A 21,452-nucleotide genomic window follows, 5' to 3' on the forward strand; every position below is an offset into this window, starting at 1 on the left:
GATATGAAACATTTGCTCCTTAGTCTGCAAGGGAAGTCCCGGAACGGAAAGCAAATTCTGCTGCTTCATGGCGCCTTTTCCCAAAAAGCTTTCGCTTGCCCGCGGCCGTTAATCACGCGTTTCGTTACCGTTAACTGCAATGGTGGCCGGAGATCGCGTCAAAGTTCGGCCCGAATCTGGCCGGACCTCATGCACAACTGCAGGTCGACGTCGGGGATACGCCAATGAACGCACAGCATCGCAATGGCATGAGTATTGTCAGGTTTGTCGGGAGACATTGTGGCGGACGCCGCATTCGGGGAGGTGCGGCCGTCATTCGCACGGCAGCGCTGGTGCCTTTGTTTGCGGGGCTCGCCGCCTGCCAGAGCGCCCAGGTCATGGAAACGGGGTCTCTATCGTCCTACAAGGATTTCGTTGCCAGCGACGGGATGGTGACCAAGACGAAGTACCGGGTGGATTCTGCTGCCACCAAGAACGTCAAGACGGTGCATGTGATCCCGACGACCTTTGCCGCCACCGCGGATCTCGACAAGCTCGGGGATCCGCAAAAGAAGCTGGTGGCCACGACGATCGACCGGTCGCTCTGCGAAGCCCTGAGCGAGCAATTCGACGTCGTGCCGATCTCCAAGCCCGCCGACATGGCGGTGCGCTCCGTGATCAGCAAGGTCAAATCGACCAATGCAGTCGTCGCCGGCGTGTCGACCGTCACCTCGGCCGTCGCTCCGATCCCGGTTCCGCGCATTCCCATCGGCCTTGGAAGTCTCGCGGTCGAGGCGGAGGCATTCGACCCAATGGGCAAGCAGATCGCCGGGCTGGCATGGGCGCGTGGCGCCAACATCCTCACCAACGGGTCCCGCGCCTCGACGGCCGCCGACGCCTTCGAGCTTGCAGGCGACTTCTCAAGCGACTTCAGTGCGCTGCTCGAAAAATCGGGTGACCCGATGAAGTCCGATTTTGAGCTGCCGTCGATGAAGAGCGTCAAGAACAGCGTTGCCTATGCCGTCACCGGCAAACCCACCGATCCGGATTGCGCCGTGTTCGGCAAGGGATCCGGTCTCGGCGGCATCGCCGGCGGCGCGCTCGGCCTGCCGCCGGAATGGTCGGAGAAGAAGAACGAGGCAAAGTCGATTGCTGACGGCACGACGGGAAGCGGTCCCTCAGCAGGCGGGGCGAAGGGAAATGCAGCCAAGGCAAGCGAGCCCAAAAAGAACGGGCCGGCGGCAAGCGGGTCGAAGAAAACCTAGCGTCCCAGTGCGTGTCCGTGGCACGTCGGATCGAGGGCGGCGCCTGGCGCCGCCCGTCCATGTTACCGCCCGGTCAGTACTGGCGGACGCCGCCGAGCGACTGCAGCAGGGCGCGGTAAGCCCAGGTGTTTTCGCCGCCGCGGTCGCGGATCTCGACGAGTTGCACACGCGCTTCCTCGACGCGGCCCTGTTCGATCAGCGCCTGGCCCATGTAGGAGCGGGCGAGGATGTAGTTCTCGTCAGCCTGGAGCGCGCGTTTGTAGTACTGCATGCCGAGTTCCATGCGCCCGGCCTTGCGGTTGGCATAGCCGAGGTAGTTGAGCACCCGGGCGCTCTGCTGGTCCTTGACGGCGCCGAGCACCCTGATCGAATTTTCATACTGGCCGGCATAGGCGAGTTCGCGGGCAGCCTGGAACAGGATATCGTCGCCAAGGTCGCTCTTCTTGGCGTCAACGCAGGCCTTTTTCTTGGCGTCCCACACCTTGCCGTCGGTGCATTCGCTGGTCGTCTTGGTTTTCTTCGGCGGTTCGCTCGTATCCTCGCCGGCGGCCATCACCGCATGCGCCATGAAGCTGGTTGCCCCGGCGGCAAACAGGGCGAAAACGAGGTTCTTGTGGTTCATCATGCCATCTCCCATTGCTGGCGCATGACCGCGAAAGCCTCGCGCTGTTTCAAACGACTGCGTGTCCTGCATTCGCGCAGAGGCGGGCGCGCTGCCATGCGGCGGCGGACCGGAGTATGACGCAGCAGGGCCGGGGTTTATTCGCCGGGCGATGAATTTTCTGCGGAGGGAGGCTGCGTTCGCCTAGAAGCGTGTGGTTTCGGCGAGCGACACCGTGGTGGCATCGTCGTTCAGGGCGTAGCGCTCGCGCGTCAGGTGCCAGTTCCCGGCTTCACCGGCGACGGTGAACAGGTTGTAGGCTGCCGGCGGCTTGTGGCCGCCAGGACCTTGCGAGGCCGAGGCGATGCCGACAACCGGGACAGGGGCATGCTGGCCCTTCAGCCAATAGACAGTGTTGAGGTGCGTGTGGCCGTGGATCACGAGTTCGGCGCCGCCGGACGAGATCGTCGCAGCAAAGCGGCGAATGCCGATCATGCGCTTGTGCATGGAGGTTGCGCCGCGGATCGGCGGATGGTGGATCATAACGATGCGAAAGAGCCCGGCTTCGCCGGCTTGTCTCAGCAGATTGACGGTGGCGCGGGCCTGGCGCTGGCCGAAATAGCCGCTGGCGGCAAAGGGCGGGGTCGCAACGGCGGTCGAGCAGCCGATCAGCGCCACCGGGCCGCGCACGCGCATGTAGGGAAAGCAGCGGTGCCGGTCATGCCAATGCGCCGGCGCATCGTCGCCGCGCATATAGGGATACCAGGCACGGGTGGTCTTCTCGTAGGCGCCCGGAACATAGGCGTCGTGGTTGCCCGGAACGACGGAGATGTTTTCCGGCTTGCCCGCATCCTCCAGCCATTCGGTGACCGCCTTGATCTCGAGCGAGGAGGCGAGATTGACGAGATCGCCCGTCATCGCCAGATGGTCCGGATCCTTCTTCTCGATGTCGGCCAGCAGGGTGTCGAGCGTACCGGTGAAGAGATGGCGGCTGCGGTTGCGGTGCCAGTTGACGAAACCGGTGATGCGCTTGGAAGCGAGTTCCCTGAGGGATAGCTCGGGCAAGGGCCCGAGGTGGACGTCGGAAATATGGGCGAGTTTGAACATCGACCCCGTCTAGCGCATATTCCGGCCGAGGGGAATCAGGTCGCCCGATGAATCGCGTGTGGCCGGGACGAGGAAGGAAAAAACGCCTGGAACAAGATCGGCCACCGGAGATGCGGCGCTGGTATCTCCGGCTGCTGATGTGGCTTGCGCATGGCTATTACGCTGTTGCGCGTGGCATGACGATGGGTGTGCGGGCGGCCTGTTTCGATGGCGAGGGCCGCGTTTTCCTCGTCCGCCACTCCTACCTGCCGGGCTGGCACCTGCCGGGCGGAGGGCTCGACCGCGACGAGGCCTCGATCGACGGCTTGCTGCGGGAGTTGCGCGAGGAGGGGAACCTCGAAGTTTCGGCGCCGCCGGTGCTCATCCAGGTCTACTACAACAGGCGCACGAGCCGCCGCGACCACGTCGTCTTCTACCGCTGTGACGGTGTCAGCCAGAGCGCGCCGAAAACGCCCGATCTCGAGATTTCCGAAAGTGGCTTCTTCGCACTGGACGCGCTGCCTGACGACACCACGCCGGCAACACGCCGCCGGCTTGCGGAACTTGCCGGCGGCATCGCAATCGATCGCTACTGGTAGCGATCGATTGCCCTTTCAGTGCAGTGTTACAGCGCCTCGCGGCCGTGCGGGGCGGTGAGGTCGAGCACCGGGCCCACCGGCACGACGCCGGTCGGGTTGATGGTCGTGTGGCTGCGGTAGTAGTGCTCCTTGATGTGGCGCATGTCGACCGTCTCGGCCACGCCCGGCACCTGATAGAGTTCCCGCAGATACCCTTGGAGGTTCGGATAGTCGGCGATCCGGCGGATGTTGCACTTGAAGTGGCCGACATAGACAGGATCGAAGCGCACCAGCGTCGTGAATAGCCGCCAGTCGGCCTCGGTGAGGCGGCTGCCGGTGAGGTAACGGTGCGAGCCGAGGCGCTCTTCCAGCTTGTCCAGCCGGGCAAAGAGTGCCGTCACACTTTCCTCGTAGGCGGATTGCGTGGTGGCAAAGCCTGCCTTGTAGACGCCGTTGTTGACGTCGTTGTAGACGTCGGTGTTCATCGCATCGATCTCGCCGCGGAGCTCTTCCGGATAGAAATCGAGCGTCGAGCCGGTCAGGCCATCGAAGGCGGAGTTGAACATCCGGATGATCTCGGAGGATTCATTCGAAACGATGGTGTTCTGCTTCTTGTCCCAGAGGACGGGCACGGTCACGCGGCCGGAATAGTTGGCATCGGCGCGGGTATAGACCTGCCACAGCGCCTTCGAGCCGAAGAGATGATCGCCGGTGCCGATGCCGCCGTCCTTGAATTCCCAGCCCTGGGTGAGCATCAGCGGATCGACTACGGAAACGGAGATCAGGTCCTCGAGCTTTTTCAGCTTGCGGAAGATCAGTGTACGATGGGCCCATGGGCAGGCGAGCGAAACATAGAGGTGATAGCGATCGGCCTCGGCCTTGAAGCCGGCGTCGCCGCTCGGGCCGGCCGACCCGTCCGCCGTCACCCAGTTGCGGAACTGCGAAGCGCTGCGCTTGAAGTGGCCGTTCGTTGCCACCGTGTCGTACCAGACGTCCTGCCAGACGCCATCTACCAACCTGCCCATCGGACAAACTCCTTCGTGATCGTTGCGTCAATAGATAGCGCTTCCAGCGACATTCGATAGGTGGCGAAATCGGAACAGTGCGTTTTAGGCTTTGACAGAGGGCAAATTTCTGCTATCGGCGATTTCACAACTTTTTTCGTGTCTGGAAGAATCCGCACAGATGATGTTCTCGGGAAACCTGCGACGACGCTGATGCTGCCAACGCCCTCATCGGGCGAAGCCATCCCTATGTCTGTTCGCATGCCTGGTTTCTCGATCTCATGAAAAAGCACGATCTCGTCTATCTGACCGAAGACGCGTCCCATGACGCAGCCATCGAAATCATCAACGAAGAAGCTTTCGGCCCCGGCCGGTTTGCCCGGGCGGCCGCGCGCATCCGCGAGCAGGGGCCGCATGACCGGTCGCTGTCCTTCATCTGCGCCGACAATGGCGAGACGATCGCATCGGTCCGGATGACGCCGGTCATGGCGGGCTCGATCAAGGGCCACCTGCTCGGACCGCTCGCCGTCAGGCCGTCGCACAAGAACCAGGGCATCGGCCGGGAACTGGTGCGTATCGCGGTCGAGGCGGCGCGGCGCAAGGGCTCACACGCGGTGATCCTTGTCGGCGATCCGCCCTATTACCAGCCGCTCGGCTTCGAGAAGGTGCGTTACGCGGCACTCGAGTTCCCTGGGCCGGTCGACCCGGCGCGGGTGCTCGTCGTGCCGATGGCAGAGGGTGTGCATGCCGGACTTGCCGGCGTTATCTCCTGGCGGGATGATAGGCTGATGCAGGCGGAGCCGATTGCGTTGCCGCTGGCCGTCTGATCCCGGACCTTATCGCGCGACGAGCGATTTCTTCAGAAACACCCGGGTTCGGCCAACAGGGAAATCCGGCAGTTCACCGAAGGCCGCATAGCCCTGACGCTCGTAGGCGCGCAGGGCCTGCGGGTTGAAGGTGTCGATCCAGGCGCTGTGGCAGCCGCGATTGCGCGCTTCGTCCTCGGCCGCCTGGAGCAACTTGCCGGCAAGCCCCTGTCCGCGAAGATCTTCCGGTAACCACAGCCATTGCACGAATAGCCAGCCCCAGCCGGTGTAGCCGTTCAGGCCGCCGCAGGCTCCCTGTGCCTCGGGGCCGCCGACAAGGACGGCGAGGGGGCGTCGCTCCGACGGGCCGACGTCGGCGGCGTTGAAGGCTGCAAGACCGTTGCCGATTGCTTCGATCGCCTCGGGCGGCGGGGCGTCGGTGACGACGAACATCGGCCTTTACCTTTCGACACGGCGCATGCTGAAGACATCCAGGCGGTCTTCGCCGACATCCGTCTCGTCGAGCTGCCAGCCGAGACGCTCGTAGAAGGCGCGCTTGCCCGAGAGGGCGCAAAGATGCACGGCTTCGGCGCCGGTATCGAGCGCCGCCTGCGCTGCCTTCAGCACGATGTCGCCGCCGATACCTGCCCCGCGGAACGGCGGATCGACCCAGACGGCAGCGACCCACGGCGTGAGATCCGGTCGCTCCTCAAGATCGGAGGCGATGACCGAGGCGGTGCCGACGAAACGGTCGCCGGCATGCGCCACCAGACACAGCGGCTCGGCACCGTCGGCAAGGCTCGCCTGAAGCAGGCCGGTAATGTGTTCCAGCGGAAAGCCATGCGGTTCCCACCAGGCGCGCCAGACGCGGTCGGCCACGGCATCGAAGAAATGTGGTGCGTCGCGAAGGTCGCTGACGACCATGCTGCTGTCGCTCATCGTCCCTCGCGATACCAGGTGGCGGAAATCAGCAGCAGCAGCGCCGCAAGACCAAGGAAGCCGGTAAACAGCGGCACTGAATTGACGCCCTTCAGCACGGTTTCGTCGGTCATGCGGATCGAGAGCCGCTGGTCGTCTGCCGCTCGGATCGAGCCCCTGACCGGCAGAACCGTGGGCAGGTCGAGCGGTCCATCGGCACTTGCGAGGCGCCGCACGATGCCCTTGGTCTTTTCCGCCCAGGGACGCAGCTTGTCCTCGGTCGAGATCGCGGCCTTGAATTCCGGAGCGTTGGGGTCGCCGACATGGGCAAGAGCCGTGAGGTCGCCGTTCGACATCTCGAAGAGCCCGGTTTCCGTGGTGGCGACTTCGGCCGAGTAGAGGCCCGGCTGGCGTTCGGTCAGCTTGACGTCCTGCTTCCCGCCGGAGGGAGCGACCAGCGTCACCGGACCCGGATCGCCATCGATCGTCTGGCGGGTGATTTCGAGCGTCCGGCCGCGCGCGCGTGCCGTTAGCGCCTCTTCTTCGAGCGAGGGCTCCTGCATCAGCCAATGGGCGGTGCGGCGATAGAGCGACACGTGGGGTCCGCCGCCTTCGAAGCCGCGAGCCCAGAGCCAGCCCTGATCGGAGAGCAGCATGGCGACGCGGCCCTTGCCGACACGGTTGAGCACCAGCAGCGGTTTGCCGTCGGCCGCTTCCATGACCGTATGGCCCTGCGGTCGGTTGACGTCCACGGTGCGGAACCAGCGGCCCCAATGCGGCGGCTCGCTGTCGGAGCCTTCCAGACCGCGGGTCACCGGATGCTTCTTTCCTTCCTCCGACAGGCGCGGGAAGAAGGCCTTTTCGTTCATGACGCCCGTCGGCGCGGCCGGCAGCACTGCCTCAAGCGGTGTCGCTGCAATCGAATCGTCACCGGCATGTTCGGGACCTGCCGCAATTAGCAGCGCGCCACCGTTCTCCACATATTGCGCGATGTTGTCGTAGTAGAGGATCGGCAACAGACCGCGGTGCTGGTAGCGGTCGAGGATGATCAGATCGAACTCGTTGATCTTGTCGACGAAGAGTTCGCGCGTCGGAAAGGCGATCAGCGATAGCTCGTTGATCGGCGTGCCGTCCTGCTTTTCCTGCGGACGCAGAATGGTGAAATGTACGAGATCGACGGCCGCATCGGATTTCAAGAGGTTGCGCCAGGCGCGTTCACCGGCATGCGGCTCGCCGGAGACCAAGAGCACGCGCAGGTTCTCGCGAATGCCGTCGAGCACGTGGACCGCGCGGTTGTTGGCCGTCGTCACTTCGCCCGGAACGGCATCGACGGCGAATTCGAGCACGTTGTTGCCGCCGCGCGGAACGTTGAAGGCGAACGGGACGTCCGTGCCGGGCTCGGCGCGCTCGCGGGCGATCTCGTTGCCGTTGAGGCGGATCGTGACTTCGGCGCTGCCGCCGGGTGCCGCCCCGTCGTCGACCACCCGGAACGAGAGCTTCTGTTCCTCACCGACGATGCCGAAGCGCGGCGGGTTGATCAGTTCGACACGCCGGTCGAATTCATCGGGCTTGCCGGTGATCAGCCCGTGCACGGGCGCGTCGAAACCGAGCGCGCGAGCGACATCGGGCACATCGTGGATCTGGCCATCGGTGACGAAAATGGCGCCGCCGATGCGCGCCGGGGGAACGTCAGACAGCGAGGAGGCAAGCGCGCCAAAGAGATTGGTCGACGGCGAGACATCTGCCGGATCGGTGTTTGCCTCGATGATCCGCGGCTCGATCAGCGGTATGGCCGCCAGCCGTTCCTTCAGGCCCTCGACGGCGCGATCGGTCTGCGCGGTGCGGTCGCCGTTCCGCTGGCTCTGGCTGCGGTCGACGACGACGGCGACGATGGTCGAGAGCGGATCGCGCAGCTCCACGAAAATGGAGGGGTTGGCGATCGCCAGTCCGAGCGCTGCGAGTGCGGCCAGGCGCAGCCAGGCGCCGCGCACCTTCTGCCAGAGGCCATAGGCGATGAACAGCGCCGCGATTGCGAGCAGCGGGACGAAGTAGATCCACGGGATCAGCGGGGCAAAGCCATAGGTCATCGATCGGCCCTCACTGTCCAAGCCTTTGCAGAAGGTCCGGCACGTGAACCTGATCGGCCTTGTAGTTGCCCGTCAGCATATACATCATGATGTTGACGCCGGCGCGGTAGGCATATTCGCGCTGCATCTCGTCCGGCGGCACTGTCGGCAGGAGCGGTGCGCCATTGACGTCCACGGCCCAGGCACCGGCAAAATCGTTGCCGGTGATCATGATCGGCGTGACGCCGTCGCCGCCGCGCACGGGGCGATTGCTGCGGTCTTCGTCGTCATTGGGGGCGGCCTCGACCCAGAGCTGGCTTTCCGCATAGCGCCCGGGGAAGTTCGAAAGCAGATAGAAGGCCTTCGTCAGCACGTGGTCGGAGGGCACCGGCTCCAGCGGCGGAATGTCGAGCCCGCTCAGCATCGCCTGCAGGCGCTGCACGTTGGGACTGTCGCCGGCGTCCGACGGTGTCAGCGAGGAAAACTGGTCGCGCGTGTCGAAGAGCACGGTGCCGCCGTTGCGCATATAGGCGTCGATCCGGCTCATGACCCGGCTGCTCGGCATCGGGGCGGTGGCCGAAACCGGCCAGTAGATGATCGGATAGAAGGCCAGTTCGTCCTGTTCGAGGTCGACGCCGACGGGCGCTCCTGGTTCGAGCGCCGTCCGGTAGGTCAGATAGTTGCTGAGGCCGATGAGGCCCTGTTCGGAGAGGCGGTCGACCTCCTGCTCGCCGGTGATGACGTAGGCGAGATGGGTCGTGTCCAGCCGCTGCAGCGTCTGCTCGTCGCTCGGCTGGCTGTCCTGCGCATGTGCGATCGCCGGGGCGAGAGCGGCTACAAGGCCGAGCGTCGCAAGGCCAAGGGTTGCGACCAGTGCCGCGGTCGCGGCGCCGCGGCCTGCGCGCCGGCGCAGCCCGGCGAGACCGCCGGCCATGTAGAGAACGATCAGCGTATCGAGGACGAAGAGCGCCAGCGCCAGCCCGAAGAGGTAGGGTCGGATCGAGAAGGGCCGGGCGCCCTCCAGTCCTTCGGCCCGCGCTCCGACGAGATTGCCTGTAATCGGGGTGAGCTTGCCGCCGTCAGGCAGCAGATTGTTGGCGACGAAACCTTCCTCCGAGCCGTAGAGGCCGGGGGGGGTGTCGGCGGAAACGGTGGGCGCGATGCCGGGTGCGATTTCGAGCGGTCGAGCGCTGCCGGTGTCGCCGGTCAGTTCGCCGCGGGCGCTCACCAGGCGATAGGGGGGCAACGTCTGTGCCTTGCTTGGCTGATCGCCGGCAACGCCGCCGGCGCGCGACAGCTGGATGGAGCGGCGCAGCATGTCGACGAACGAGCCGGAGATCGGCAGGTTCGACCAGTTCGGATCGGCGCTCACGTGGAAGAGCACGATGCGGCCGCGGCCGCGCTCGGCGGTCGTCACCAGCGGTGTGCCGTCGGCGAGGTTGGCCCAGGTCCGCTCCGTGAGATCGGGTGTCGGTTGCGCCAGCACCTGGCGCTTTACCAGCACGTCACGCGGGCGTTCCAGTCCGGCAAAGGGGCTCGAGGACGGATAGTCGGCAAGCGGCTGCGGTTCCGACCAGGAAAGCGCGCCGTCGAGCGTACGCTCGCCCTGCCGGAGCACGACCGGTACGAGCGGGTCGTCGGCGGGCGCGCCGGCGAGCCTCGGGCCGGCGAAGCGCACCAGCATGCCGCCATTTTCCAGCCAGCGTGTGACCAGCGGGTAGCTTTCGTCCGGCAGACGGCCGACGTCGGCCATGACGAGGATCGACGGATTTTGCGCCAGAAGCTCGGCGATTGCCTTCCCGACCGCCTCTTCGCGGGGTTCGATCAGGTCGGCATGCGGCTCGAGCGCGCGCTTGATGTAGTAGAGCGGCGAAAGCAGCGGCTGCGACTGATGAACCTCGCCGCTGAGCAGCGCGACCCGGCGGCGGCGGTTGCCGTCATCGAGCAAGTGCAGGCCGCCGGCCGTCGCCTGGCCCTCGATCGTCAGACGTGCGAAGTCGTTGCGCAGCTCGAAGGGCGCCTTCAGCAAGGCATCCGCCGTCGTGGCGCCCGTCGCGAAGCGAAGCTCGCCCTCGGCGATCGCCGTGCCGCGAATGTCACGGGCAAGCACGTAATAGGCGCGTGGCTCGCCGAGCGGCAGGCGCGAGGCGGTAACCCGCATTCCGTCGTTTTCGTTGGTCGCTGCCGTTAGCGCGATGGCGCTTTCCGCATTGCCCTCGACCCGGCGGACATTCGTAGCGCCGAGCTCTGCGATCTGCTGCATCGTCCCGCCATTCGACGCTTCGATGCCGTCGCTGAGGAAGGCGAGGGTGCCGGGCGGAGAGCCGGCAAGCGCGGCCTTTATGGCAGCGAGTGCCCGCTCTCGGTCGGCCGGCAGCGGTTGCGGCTGGGCGGCGGCCAGGCGGTCGCGCGCCGCGGCGGCGGAAGCGGGCGTCGCGTCGTGCTGGCGGTCGGTGGTAAAGACGATCGAAACGGGAAGCTCCTTGGCTTCCGCGTCGTCGATCAGCGCACCGGCGGCTTCGACCCGCTGGTTCCAGTCGGAGACCGTCGCCCAGCTATTGTCGATGACGAGGGCAAGCGGACCGGCTGACGAAAGCGTGTTCTGCCGCGGGTTGATCACCGGATCGGCGATCGCAAGGATAAGGGCGGCGGCCATCAGCATGCGCAACAGCGTCAGCCACCACGGGCTTTGCGCCGGGGTCTCCTCACGCTTCATCACCGACGCGAGGATGCGCAGCGGCGGGAAGACTTCGGCCGACGGCCTTGGCGGCGTCATGCGCAGCAGCCACCAGATGACCGGCAGGGCAACCAGGGCGGCAAGGATGGCCGGATTGGTGAAGAGGAAGGCGAGGCCGCTCATAGCTGGCCTCCGTGGGTCGCGCGTCCCGGCATGCCGGAGAGATAGGTGTGCACGGCGACGAGCGCCTCGGAGGCGGGCCGGTCGGTCTTGTGCGGGGTGAAGGTCCAGCCGAGATGGCGCAGCGTCACGCCCAGCGTGTCGCGGCGGCCAATATAGGCGCGCTGATAGTCTTCACGCAGCACTTCGGCGCGGCCGGCGGTCAGCTTCTCGCCGGTCTCCGGGTCGGTGAATTCGGTCCGGCCGGAATAGGGAAACACTTCTTCGGCCGGGTCGGCGATCTCGACCACATGGCCGCGCAGGCCGCGTCTGGCCAGCGGGCCGAGGCGGTCCATGATCTTTTCGGCAGGATCGAGAAAATCGCCGATCAGCACGAGGTCGCTGGCGCTGCGGATCATTCCGGTTTCCGGCAGGCCCTCGGCAAGTGGGCTCAGCATGATGGCGGTCGCCAGCCGTTCGGCGGCGTTGCGCGCCGAGACCGGCTCCATGATGCCCGGGCAGCCGATGCGCTCGCCCGAGCGCGCGAGGATTTCGGCGAGCGCCAGCATCAGTACCAGCGCACGGCTCTCCTTGGACACGGTGCCGAGCTTCGACTTGTACATCATCGACGGCGAAAGATCGGCCCACAGCCAGATGGTGTGGGCGGCTTCCCATTCGCGGTCGCGCACGTAGGTATGGTCGTCACGGGCAGAACGCCGCCAGTCGATGCGCGACATGCTCTCGCCGTCCGAATAGGGCCGGAACTGCCAGAAATTCTCGCCGATGCCGCGCTTGCGCCGGCCATGCCAGCCGGAAATTACGGTGTTGGCGATCCGTCGCGCCTCGACCAGGCAATCGGGTACGAGCATGGCGCGCTGCTGCGCTCGTGAAAGCACTTCACTGGCGGGAGTACGCGAGACTATGTGCCCGACGGTGGCCATGCGTCAGCCTCTGGCCTGCTTCACCAGATCGGCGACGACGTCGCGCACGGTCATGCCTTCGGCGCGGGCGGCGAAGGTCAGCGCCATGCGGTGCTGAAGCACCGGTTCGGCCAGCGCCAGGATATCGTCGATCGAAGGCGCCAGACGGCCGTCGTAGAGCGCGCGGGCACGGGCGCAGAGCATCAGCGCCTGGCCGGCGCGCGGGCCTGGCCCCCAGGCGACGTTCTTGTCGGTCGCAGCATTACCGTTGCCCGGACGGGCGGAGCGCACCAGCGAAAGGATCGCGTCGACCACCTTCTCGCCGACCGGCATCTGGCGGATGAGGCTCTGGATCTGCAGCAGCCGGGCGGCATCGATGACCGGGTGGGCGGTCGCTTCGCCGACACCTGTGGTTTCGAGCAGGATCTGCCGCTCGGCCGTGAGGTCCGGATAGCCGACGTCGACCTGCATCAGGAAGCGGTCGAGCTGCGCCTCGGGCAGGGGATAGGTGCCTTCCTGCTCAAGGGGGTTTTGGGTCGCGAGCACATGGAAGGGCGCCGGCAGGTCCTTGCGGGCGCCGGCAACCGTGATGTGGTACTCCTGCATGGCCTGCAACAGTGCCGATTGGGTGCGCGGCGAGGCGCGGTTGATTTCGTCGGCCATCAGCAACTGCGTGAAGATGGGGCCGGGAATGAAGCGGAACGAGCGATGGCCGGCCCCGTCCTGGTCCATCACTTCGGAACCGAGAATATCCGAGGGCATCAGGTCGGGCGTGAACTGTACGCGGCTGGAATCGAGCCCCAGCACGGTGCCGAGCGTGGCGACGAGCTTCGTCTTGGCAAGGCCGGGAACGCCGACGAGCAGCGCGTGACCGCCGGAGAGGACCGCGAGCAGGGTCTGCTCGACGACGCTTTCCTGGCCGAAGATGACTTTGCCGACTTCCGCACGCACCCGGGCGATTTCGCCCAGCGCACTTTCGGCCGCAGCGACAATCGCCTTCTCGTCGATCGCGTCAGCCGCGCCCTTCATCACACTCATGGTCATACTCCCCGGTCGCCCGTTGTTAAACCGAATCGCTCCCACAGCGCCGCGCGTCCTTATAGAGCGCGCCAGGCTCGCTGTAATATTGAGCCGCCGCATGACGCCTGTCCTTGGATCGATCCCGATACAAGGAATCATGCGGTAGCCTGGATTTCAGTCGCCAAAATCCAATTTAGACCCTGCCGGACGGCTGACAAGTCGGCGCCGACGCACTATCTCGTGAGATATCAAAGGTCTCGATGCAAAATCGAGGTCAAACGGGACGGAACAATGGCAGAAGCCGAAATTCAGCAAACCGGCGATGCGGCCGGACTGGCGGCCCTGATTGCGCGTGCCGCCGGGCAGACCGGCGAAAAAGCGCGCGGCCTGCCACCGGTGGACCGCTGGAATCCGCCGTTTTGCGGTGACATCGACATGGAGATCCGCGCCGACGGAACCTGGTTCTATCTGGGCACGCCGATTGGCCGGCAGCCCTTGGTGCGGCTGTTTTCCACCGTTTTGCGCAAGGACGAGGATGGGCGCACCTATCTCGTCACGCCTGTGGAAAAGGTCGGCATCCGCATCGTCGATGCGCCCTTTGTCGCCGTCGAGATGAGCGTGACCGAGGGGGAGGAGGGGCAGGTCCTGACCTTCCGCACCAATGTCGGCGACGTGGTCGAAGCCGGGCCGGAGCATCCGCTCCGCTTCGTCATACATGGCGAGAACCGCGAGCTGAAGCCTTACCTGCATGTGCGAGGGCGGCTGGAAGCCCTGGTGTCGCGGCCGGTCATGTATGACATCGTCGAGCTCGGCGAGACGGTTGCGATCGACGGCACCGAGATGTTCTGCGTGCGCTCGGGCGGTGCGGTCTTCCCGATCATGCCGGCAGCCGAGTTGGAAGCGCTTTCCCGATGAATGCGCATCCCTTCTCAGCCGACGAGTTTCGTCGTCGGGCGCTGACCCAGATGGGTGGGCCGATCGAGACCTCCTGGCGCGAGCACGGCGACTTCCTGCTCAATCCGGGCATCGTGCCCTATCTGGAGACGCTGAAGCTCAAGGATGCCGCGGTCCTGGTGCCTGTTGTTGATGATGGCGACGATGCGACGGTTATCTTGACGCAGCGCACCACCAGCCTGCGCAAGCATTCCGGCCAGGTCGCCTTTCCGGGCGGTGCCGTGGACCCCGAAGACCGGTCGGTCGAAGTGGCGGCGCTGCGCGAGGCGCAGGAAGAGATCGGGCTCGATCCGCGCTTCGTCGAAACCATTGGCCGGCTTCCGCATTACATGGCCATGTCCGGTTTCCGCATCACCCCGGTGCTGGCGGTGGTCAAGCCGGGTTTCGAGCTCGTGCCCAACCCGGAAGAGGTCGAAAGCGTCTTCGAGGTGCCGCTGTCGTTCCTGATGAACCCCGGCAATCACGATCGCGGCAGTGGCCACTGGCAGGGCGAGGAACGGCATTTCTACCGGATGCCCTATGGCGGCCGCAACATCTGGGGTATCACCGCCGGAATTCTGCGCATGCTCTATGAAAGGCTTTATGCATGACCTCGGTTGCTGGCGAAGGCTGGTTCTCGACGCCTTCTCTGCGTCGCGTTTTCGATGTGTTCAATGTCGACGGCGGCGAAGTCCGGGTTGTCGGTGGCGCAGTGCGCAACAGCTTGATGGGCTTGCCGGCCGGCGATATCGACATGGCGACCACCTGGCGCCCCGACGAAGTCGCCGAGCGGGCGAAGGCGGCCGGCATCAAGGTGGTGCCGACCGGCATCGACCATGGCACGGTGACGCTCGTCATCGACGGCACGCCCTATGAGGTCACGACGCTTCGCCGTGACGTTGCGACCGATGGCCGCCGTGCGGAAGTGGCCTTCGGCACCGACTGGAAGGCCGATGCCGAGCGGCGGGACTTCACCATCAACGCACTCTACGCCAACGACCGCGGCGACGTCTTCGACGATGTCGGGGGGCTCGCCGACATCGAAACGCGGACGCTGCGCTTCATCGGCGATGCCAGCGAGCGTGTCGCCGAGGACTATCTGCGCATCCTGCGCTTCTTCCGCTTCTTCGCCCATTACGGCCGCGGCCGGCCGGATGCCGACGGCTTGCGTGCCTGTGCCCGTGCGCGCTCGAAGCTTGCAACGCTTTCGGCCGAGCGGGTCTGGGCGGAAACGAAGAAATTGCTTTCGGCCGATGATCCCGGCCGCGCGCTGCTCTGGATGCGCCAGGCCGGCGTGCTCACCGAAATCCTGCCGGAAACCGAGAAATGGGGCATCGACGCAATCCCGGAACTCGTTGCCGCCGAGCGGGCCTTCGGCTGGAAGCCGGACCCGCTTCTGCGCCTTTCCGCGATCGTGCCGCCGGATGAGGAGCGTCTGGAGGCGATGGCAGAGCGTCTGCGTGTCTCGAAGGCGGAGGCTGCCTATTTCAGCCGCTGGGCGAAGGCGCCTGCGGTCCCGGCGACGATCGTCGACACGGCATTCGATCGGTTGCTCTATCGTCATGGCGTGGAAGGGATCGTCGTAAGACTGCGACTGGCGCTCTCAACAGCGCGGCGCAAGTCGGAAGGCGACCCGGCGTTTTTGTCCGAGACCGCTTCGCTGCGGCGGCTCCTGGCACGGGCCGAGGCCTTCAAGCGGCCAAGCTTCCCGCTGAATGGCGGTGACGTGCTGAAGGCCGGCGTGCCGGCCGGCCCGCGTGTGGGGGAAATCCTCGGCGAACTCGAAAATCTCTGGATCGAGCGCAACTTCAATCTCGACCGGGCAAACCTCGTCGCCCGGCTCGAAGCCATGGTGCAGCCGTCCTGATCAGGCCGCCTTGGCCGGACGGCTTAAGCCGCCTTGGCCGGACGGCTAGGCCGCCTTGGACTCGTCGGTGATCCGGGCCTTGATGTTGTCGATCATGTTTTCGCGGATGACGGTCTCGCCATGCGTTTCACGCATGTGGTCGACGACGCGGCGCACGATTTCGGCATCGTTGTCGGCTCGGGTGTGCCATTCGCAACCCGGGACGAGGGAACCGCATTCAAACAGGCGCATGGTTGCTTCCTTCCCTGTGTAAGTTTGATGCGAGAGCGCGGCGCGCCGGTCGGGCGACCGCACGGTCAGAGTAGCATCAACCCCCGGCACGGCCAATTGTTCCCACCGAACGCGCGACAAGAAACCGTTATAGACAAGCGGGCCGATGGTGTTATGGGTTTGCGGTAACAAGAGACGCAAAGGCCCTTTTGCCCATGACCTCCACCGTTCAATCGGAACTGATTGCCGCCATCCGGAACATTCCTGACTATCCGAAGCCGGGCGTGATGTTTCGCGATATCACCACGTTGCTCGGCAATCCGCGCGCCTTCCGCCGCGCGATCGACGAACTGGTGCATCCCTATGCCGGCACCAAGATCGATAAGATCGCCGGCATCGAGGCGCGTGGCTTCATCCTCGGTGGCGCGATCGCGCATCAGCTCTCGTCGGGCTTCGTGCCGATCCGCAAGAAGGGCAAGTTGCCGCACGACACCGTGCGCATCGCCTACAGCCTGGAATACGGCGTCGACGAGATGGAGATGCACAAGGATGCGATCCAGCCAGGCGAAAAGGTGATCCTGGTCGACGACCTGATCGCGACCGGCGGCACGGCGGAAGCGGCCACCAAGCTCTTGAAGCAGATGGGCGCCGAGATCGTCGCCGCCTGTTTCGTCATCGACCTGCCTGAACTCGGCGGCCGCAAGAAACTCGAAGCGCTCGGCGTCAATGTCCGCACGCTGATCGAGTTCGAGGGCCACTGATCGGTCGTTGCGGGATGGGTGCGGAGAACCGCGCCCTTCCTTAGGCCTACATGCGGTTGATCGTCCGCAGCATCAATTGCACTTCGCGCTGGGCTGCCGGCGACAATGTCTCCACTTCGGTGAGCCAGAATTTTTCGGCTTCCGGCGGCTCGTCTTCCCAGCTTCTGACCGATGTTTCGTTATCATCGATGACGACGCGACGGTGACCGCCAAGACGCAGATATTCGTCCGCCAGTTCGCGGACGTGGGTTTTTTCCATAGCCGCTCCTCCGCTAGCAATGGTCGCTGCCCGCAAGCCGCTTGAGCGCGGCCAAGGGCGCGCAACCTGTAGCCCGAGAGTGTACACCCGGCGAAAGGCGATTTTAAGAAATGATGGTGGTTGGCCGGTTTCGTCCGGTCAGACGAACTCGATGACCTTGCTCTCGAAACGGATCACCGCTTCGCCGTGCTGGTTTTCGCCTTCGCACAGGATCGTGTTGACCCGCCAGCCGGGCTTTGAAGCAAGCGACCGGCTTTCAAGAAACGTGACGAAGTAGGTGACCGTGTCGTCGGCATAGACGGGCTTCAGCCATTTCAGGTCACGAAATCCGGGCGAGGGGCCGAGGTTCGGCGCCTTCAGGCCTTCCGCGGCAAGCCGGCGTTGCTCGTTTCGCCAGAACTTGACGAAGCACTGCATCCACCCGGCGCAGGTATGCCAGCCCGAGGCACAAAGGCCGCCAAACAGCGAATGCCGCGCCGCTTCCGCATCGAGATGGAAGGGTTGGGGGTCGAAGTCGGTGGCAAACCGGATGATGTCCTCGGCCGTAAAGGTCAGGCTGCCGATCACGGTCCGGCTCTTGGCCGCGTAGAATTCTTCCATCGTCATCATCAGGCTTTGCCCTTGTCGCGGCAGCGAAAGAGAACCGAGCATTCGGAAACCGCCACGGGTTCACCGGCCTGGTTATTGATTTCGTTTCGGAATTTGACGATGCCGAGATCGGGTTTCGACTTCGAACGGCGCGCCTCCAGCACGAGGCTGAAGCCCGAGAGCACGTCGCCGGCAATGACCGGCTTCCTCCAATCCATGAAATCGATGCCGGGCGAGCCCTGGGACGTGGAATTTCCCATGAAGGCATCGAGCATCATGCGCATGCCGATGGCGCTGGTGTGCCAGCCGGAGGCGGCGAGACCACCAAGAATGCTGCGTTTTCCCGCTTCCTCGTCGAGGTGCATCGGCTGCTGATCGAATTCGTTGGCAAACGCGATCATCTCCGGTGGCTTCATCTCGACCGGCTTGTAGTCGAACCGCCGGCCTTCGGAAAAATCCTCGAAGTAGAGCATGCTTGCCTTGTCCCGTCTGATTTGTTGCCGCATTACCTACTGCATAATTTCCGGAAGCGGAATCGATTTGCGCGGAGATGCGCAACATCGCGGGTCGCTCGCGACGTTTCGCGGTTGCGCTTGGCTCTTGTCCATGCAACCAGCTGATAATCCGTCCCATCCGCTCGTGTCTTGACTGAGGAAAGCGCGTGACCGAACTGAACAGAGCGCTCGCGGGCGCAGCCGAAAAAGGCATCATATCCGCGCATCAGGTGCGCGATCTCGAAGTCTATCTGGCTGATCGCGGCTTCCGTTTCGGACCGGCGGCATCGGATGCCGCGGCCGACAGGGCCGACGCCGCGCTCGATGCGCGGGCGGCGGAAGACAGCGAACAGCCGCGCTTCATCAGAGGCTTTCACGACATCCTGATCACCATCGGCATCGTGGTCGTGCTCATCGGCCTGTGGGGCCTGACCGGTCCGCTTGCAACGCTGCCGGTCATTCTCGTGCTTGCGGAAATTCTCGTGCGGCGCCAGCGTCTGGCGCTGCCTTCGGTGGTGCTGACGCTCGCGCTCGTCCATTGGGTCGCAATGACGTCGATGTGGCTGGTGGACGATCATGAGGACACCTGGCACCCGCTTACCTTCACCCTGGTCTACGTTGCTACCTTCCCGATCCCGCTGGCGCTGTTCTACTGGCGCTATCGCGTTCCGCTTGCGCTGGCCGGTCTGGTGCTGTCGATCGCGCTCACCTGCGTGGTGGCGGTCCTGCTCGCATTCGAGAGGGTCCTCGGTATCGACGTGGCCAACCCCGATTACGTCCTGCTGCTTCCATTGACCCTGCTCGTCGGGGCACTGGCTGTCTTCGCGATCGCCATGCGCTACGACGTTTCGGACCCGCAGCGGCTCACCACCCGTTCGGACATCGCCTTCTGGCTGCATCTCGCAGCCGCGCCGGCTCTGCTTTACTCGCTGATGGGACTGGTGTTCCTGGTCAATGGCGGTGCAACGTGGTGGGACGGACAGGCGAGCTTCAATCAGGCCGCTTCCGCCATTGTGATCGTCGCCGTGTTCATGCTGGTCGGGCTCGTCATCGACCGCCGCGCCTTCGTCACATCGGGGCTGTTGTCGCTGGGCGGCGCGATCTGGACCGTGCTGAGCAAGACCAATGCATCGCTCGACAGTTACGTCTTCATAGCCTTGGCGGTCGTCGGGGTAACGGTCTTGTTCATCGGCATTTTCTGGCAGCGGCTGCGCCGCATGGTCATCGACCTCTTGCCGGAAACGATAACGGCGCGGTTGCATGCCGCGCCGTAGTATCAAGTTCTGATGTGCTCCGATCCCGCGCCTTGAGTGCGGGATCAGACCGACAGGTCTTACGTGTTGAAGCGGAAGTGGATGACGTCGCCGTCCTGGACGACGTATTCCTTGCCTTCGTCGCGGGCCTTGCCGGCTTCCTTGGCGCCCACTTCGCCGCCAAGTGCGATGTAGTCTTCAAAGGCAATGGTGTTGGCGCGGATGAAGCCGCGCTCGAAGTCCGTGTGGATGACGCCGGCGGCCTGCGGAGCCTTGGTGCCGCGCTGGATTGTCCAGGCGCGCGTTTCCTTGGGGCCGACGGTGAAATAGGTGATGAGGTCGAGCAGCTTGTAGCCGGCACGGATCAGTCGGTCGAGACCGGCTTCTTCGAGACCGAGCGCGCTCAGGAACTCCTTGGCTTCTTCCTCCGGCAGTTGCGCCACTTCCGACTCGATGGCAGCGGAGATCACGACGCTTTCCGCCCCTTGCGCCTTGGCCATTTCGGCCACCGCGCGTGTGTGTTCGTTGCCGTCGACGGCATCGCTTTCCGCGACGTTGCAGACATAGAGAACCGGATGGGCGGTCAGGAGGTTGAGACCCTGCAGGATGCGCAGTTCTTCGGCATCGAGCGTCGAAAGCAGCGTGCGGACCGGCTTGCCGTCCTGCAGAAGCTTCAGCGAGGCTTCCATGATCGGAAGCTGTGCCATCGAATCCTTGTCCTTGCCGCCGGCGCGCTTGCGGGTCTGCTCGGTGCGGCGCTCGAGGCTGTCGAGGTCGGCGAGCATCAGCTCGGTCTCGATCGTCTCGGCATCGGCGACCGGATTGATGCGGCCTTCGACGTGGGTGATGTCGTCATCCTCGAAGCAGCGCAGCACGTGAACCACGGCGTCCACTTCGCGGATGTTGGCGAGGAACTGGTTGCCGAGGCCTTCGCCCTTCGATGCGCCGCGCACCAGGCCGGCGATGTCGACGAAGGAGATGCGCGTCGGGATGATTTCCTTCGACTTCGCGATGTCGGCCAGCTTGCGCATGCGCGGATCCGGCACCGCCACTTCGCCGGTGTTCGGCTCGATGGTGCAGAAGGGATAGTTGGCCGCTTGCGCCGCTGCCGTCTTGGTGAGTGCGTTGAAGAGCGTGGACTTGCCGACGTTCGGCAGTCCGACAATACCGCATTTGAAGCCCATGGGGTCTCGTCCGTATCTTAAAATTCCGTTGGCGTGGCTATGCGGGAAGGGCGCTCCCCGGTCAAGGGCGCAGGCCCTGTTCACGGTAAATAAGGGGTCGAGGCCGTTGAACGCGTGCTCTTCGGGCCGCATATGCGCTCGGATTTCCGCCGGCCCTGTTCGGCGGCCAAGAAATTGAGGAGCCCCGCATTGATCGACCAGAAGTTCTTGTTTCCGCGCGTGCCGGTTGCCGTCGTCGATATTGGCGACACACTCGAGGCGCTGTTGATCCGCGCGACGCTCGAAAGCATGGGCGCCGTCGTCACGCTGCATCTGCCGGGGACACCAGGCGATTTCCTGACCTTGCTCGCTGGCGGCGAGCTCGTTCACCAGCACCTGATCATTTCCGGCCACGGCGACGAGAACGGCTTCGTCTTTGGCGAATACATCGAGGAAATCGACACCTCGATGCTCATCGAGGGCAGCCTGCCGCCCGCCGTTATCGCCGAACATGCCAGGCTTGACGGCAAGATCGTGCTCAGCACCTGCTGCGAGACCGGTGGCAAGCGCTATGGCGATGCCTTTGTCAAAAAGGGAGGGGCGGCCCTCTACGTTGCGCCTGACGGCTCGCCGGAGGGGGCGGACGCGCCGCTTTTCGTGCATTGCTTCTTCCATGCGCTGCTGGCGCGCAAGCAAGAGGCAAGGGCGGCGCTGGAAAAAGCCCGCTCCTATGACGAAGCAGCAGCGATGTTCGTCGGCCATTGGGGGAGGCGCTGATCTCCGCCTGCGTCCGTGCGCTTGCTTTTGCTTGATCGGCACCTGCGCCCGTAGGATAGTGCGCCTTC

General features: G+C 64.6%; 23 protein-coding genes. 9 read left to right on the forward strand and 14 right to left on the reverse strand.

The annotated features are described in order from the left end of the window. Positions 1–224: 224 nt before the first annotated feature. A complete protein-coding gene (locus tag ASD63_RS06365; RefSeq protein ID WP_082572795.1) occupies positions 225–1,244 on the forward strand; it encodes a DUF3313 domain-containing protein in 1,020 nt (339 codons plus the stop codon). Positions 1,245–1,317: 73 nt separating this feature from the next. Here the strand turns inward: ASD63_RS06365 and ASD63_RS06370 are convergent, their stop codons facing one another. Together ASD63_RS06370 and ASD63_RS06375 are read right to left on the reverse strand one after the other, a co-directional pair. Further along, positions 1,318–1,866, reverse strand: coding sequence for a tetratricopeptide repeat protein (locus ASD63_RS06370; RefSeq protein ID WP_082566327.1), 549 nt, complete (start codon positions 1,864–1,866; stop codon positions 1,318–1,320). A gap of 183 nt (positions 1,867–2,049) precedes the next feature. After that, positions 2,050–2,952 (reverse strand): metallophosphoesterase, encoded by a 903-nt coding sequence (locus ASD63_RS06375; protein WP_034788848.1) that lies wholly within the window; start codon positions 2,950–2,952, stop codon positions 2,050–2,052. A 110-nt stretch (positions 2,953–3,062) separates the two neighbouring features. Here ASD63_RS06375 and ASD63_RS06380 point away from each other — a divergent pair, with 110 nt between their 5' ends. Continuing rightward, a complete protein-coding gene (locus tag ASD63_RS06380; protein ID WP_034788845.1) occupies positions 3,063–3,530 on the forward strand; it encodes an NUDIX domain-containing protein in 468 nt (155 codons plus the stop codon). 26 nt (positions 3,531–3,556) lie between these two features. On the opposite strand, the gene ASD63_RS06385 is transcribed toward ASD63_RS06380, so the two are convergent. Then, positions 3,557–4,534, reverse strand: coding sequence for a glutathione S-transferase family protein (locus tag ASD63_RS06385; RefSeq protein ID WP_034788840.1), 978 nt, complete (start codon positions 4,532–4,534; stop codon positions 3,557–3,559). Positions 4,535–4,794: 260 nt separating this feature from the next. Between ASD63_RS06385 and ASD63_RS06390 the strand changes: the two genes are divergently transcribed. Next, the gene (locus tag ASD63_RS06390) at positions 4,795–5,340 is read left to right on the forward strand and encodes an N-acetyltransferase (protein WP_034788838.1); all 546 of its coding nucleotides are present in this window, start codon (positions 4,795–4,797) and stop codon (positions 5,338–5,340) included. 9 nt (positions 5,341–5,349) lie between these two features. Here the strand turns inward: ASD63_RS06390 and ASD63_RS34920 are convergent, their stop codons facing one another. From ASD63_RS34920 to ASD63_RS06420, 6 genes are read right to left on the reverse strand one after another with little or no spacing between them, the layout of a single operon-like run. Continuing rightward, positions 5,350–5,772, reverse strand: coding sequence for a GNAT family N-acetyltransferase (locus tag ASD63_RS34920; protein WP_060528888.1), 423 nt, complete (start codon positions 5,770–5,772; stop codon positions 5,350–5,352). A 6-nt stretch (positions 5,773–5,778) separates the two neighbouring features. Further along, on the reverse strand, positions 5,779–6,258 hold the full coding sequence (locus ASD63_RS34925; RefSeq protein ID WP_034788837.1) for a GNAT family N-acetyltransferase: 480 nt from the start codon (positions 6,256–6,258) through the stop codon (positions 5,779–5,781). Further along, positions 6,255–8,324 (reverse strand): membrane protein, encoded by a 2,070-nt coding sequence (locus ASD63_RS06405; protein ID WP_034788833.1) that lies wholly within the window; start codon positions 8,322–8,324, stop codon positions 6,255–6,257. The genes ASD63_RS34925 and ASD63_RS06405 overlap by 4 nt, the downstream gene beginning before the upstream one ends. A 10-nt stretch (positions 8,325–8,334) precedes the next feature. Next, positions 8,335–11,163 carry a DUF4159 domain-containing protein gene (locus tag ASD63_RS06410; protein ID WP_034788830.1) on the reverse strand — a complete coding sequence of 943 codons (2,829 nt, stop codon included), beginning with the start codon at positions 11,161–11,163 and terminating at the stop codon, positions 8,335–8,337. Next, entirely contained in the window at positions 11,160–12,080 is a 921-nt protein-coding gene (locus tag ASD63_RS06415) for a DUF58 domain-containing protein (protein ID WP_034788827.1), read from the reverse strand. The genes ASD63_RS06410 and ASD63_RS06415 overlap by 4 nt, the downstream gene beginning before the upstream one ends. 3 nt (positions 12,081–12,083) lie before the next feature. Then, entirely contained in the window at positions 12,084–13,097 is a 1,014-nt protein-coding gene (locus ASD63_RS06420; protein WP_034789050.1) for a MoxR family ATPase, read from the reverse strand. A 273-nt stretch (positions 13,098–13,370) separates the two neighbouring features. Between ASD63_RS06420 and ASD63_RS06425 the strand changes: the two genes are divergently transcribed. From ASD63_RS06425 to ASD63_RS06435, 3 genes are read left to right on the forward strand one after another with little or no spacing between them, the layout of a single operon-like run. Beyond that, positions 13,371–13,994: a DUF1285 domain-containing protein gene (locus ASD63_RS06425; RefSeq protein WP_034788824.1), complete on the forward strand. Its 624-nt coding sequence runs from the start codon at positions 13,371–13,373 to the stop codon at positions 13,992–13,994. Further along, positions 13,991–14,623: a CoA pyrophosphatase gene (locus ASD63_RS06430; protein WP_034788821.1), complete on the forward strand. Its 633-nt coding sequence runs from the start codon at positions 13,991–13,993 to the stop codon at positions 14,621–14,623. Before ASD63_RS06425 ends, ASD63_RS06430 begins: the two co-directional genes overlap by 4 nt. Beyond that, positions 14,620–15,879: a CCA tRNA nucleotidyltransferase gene (locus tag ASD63_RS06435; RefSeq protein WP_034788818.1), complete on the forward strand. Its 1,260-nt coding sequence runs from the start codon at positions 14,620–14,622 to the stop codon at positions 15,877–15,879. The genes ASD63_RS06430 and ASD63_RS06435 overlap by 4 nt, the downstream gene beginning before the upstream one ends. Positions 15,880–15,924: 45 nt before the next feature. Here ASD63_RS06435 and ASD63_RS06440 read toward each other — a convergent pair whose 3' ends face one another. Continuing rightward, the gene (locus tag ASD63_RS06440) at positions 15,925–16,110 is read right to left on the reverse strand and encodes a DUF1059 domain-containing protein (RefSeq protein WP_034788815.1); all 186 of its coding nucleotides are present in this window, start codon (positions 16,108–16,110) and stop codon (positions 15,925–15,927) included. Positions 16,111–16,304: 194 nt separating this feature from the next. On the opposite strand from ASD63_RS06440, the gene ASD63_RS06445 reads away from it, so the two are divergent. Beyond that, positions 16,305–16,850, forward strand: coding sequence for an adenine phosphoribosyltransferase (locus ASD63_RS06445; protein ID WP_034788812.1), 546 nt, complete (start codon positions 16,305–16,307; stop codon positions 16,848–16,850). A 46-nt stretch (positions 16,851–16,896) separates the two neighbouring features. Here the strand turns inward: ASD63_RS06445 and ASD63_RS06450 are convergent, their stop codons facing one another. The 3 genes from ASD63_RS06450 to ASD63_RS06460 all read right to left on the reverse strand — a co-directional run bounded on the left by ASD63_RS06450 (position 16,897) and on the right by ASD63_RS06460 (position 18,170). Then, positions 16,897–17,109 carry a hypothetical protein gene (locus tag ASD63_RS06450; RefSeq protein WP_034788810.1) on the reverse strand — a complete coding sequence of 71 codons (213 nt, stop codon included), beginning with the start codon at positions 17,107–17,109 and terminating at the stop codon, positions 16,897–16,899. Positions 17,110–17,247: 138 nt separating this feature from the next. After that, the gene (locus tag ASD63_RS06455) at positions 17,248–17,718 is read right to left on the reverse strand and encodes a MaoC family dehydratase (RefSeq protein WP_089045006.1); all 471 of its coding nucleotides are present in this window, start codon (positions 17,716–17,718) and stop codon (positions 17,248–17,250) included. Then, entirely contained in the window at positions 17,718–18,170 is a 453-nt protein-coding gene (locus tag ASD63_RS06460) for a MaoC family dehydratase (protein WP_034789044.1), read from the reverse strand. The genes ASD63_RS06455 and ASD63_RS06460 overlap by 1 nt, the downstream gene beginning before the upstream one ends. A gap of 188 nt (positions 18,171–18,358) precedes the next feature. Here ASD63_RS06460 and ASD63_RS06465 point away from each other — a divergent pair, with 188 nt between their 5' ends. Further along, positions 18,359–19,465, forward strand: a complete 1,107-nt coding sequence (locus ASD63_RS06465) for a hypothetical protein (protein WP_034788807.1) — start codon at positions 18,359–18,361, stop codon at positions 19,463–19,465. Positions 19,466–19,524: 59 nt separating this feature from the next. Here ASD63_RS06465 and ychF read toward each other — a convergent pair whose 3' ends face one another. Then, on the reverse strand, positions 19,525–20,628 hold the full coding sequence (gene ychF / locus ASD63_RS06470) for a redox-regulated ATPase YchF (protein ID WP_034788804.1): 1,104 nt from the start codon (positions 20,626–20,628) through the stop codon (positions 19,525–19,527). 189 nt (positions 20,629–20,817) lie between these two features. Here ychF and ASD63_RS06475 point away from each other — a divergent pair, with 189 nt between their 5' ends. After that, the gene (locus ASD63_RS06475; protein WP_034788801.1) at positions 20,818–21,384 is read left to right on the forward strand and encodes a hypothetical protein; all 567 of its coding nucleotides are present in this window, start codon (positions 20,818–20,820) and stop codon (positions 21,382–21,384) included. The last annotated feature ends 68 nt before the right edge of the window (positions 21,385–21,452 follow it).

Origin of the sequence: Ensifer sp. Root558 (assembly GCF_001427045.1) — a bacterium.
GTDB classification, from domain to species: domain Bacteria; phylum Pseudomonadota; class Alphaproteobacteria; order Rhizobiales; family Rhizobiaceae; genus Ensifer; species Ensifer adhaerens.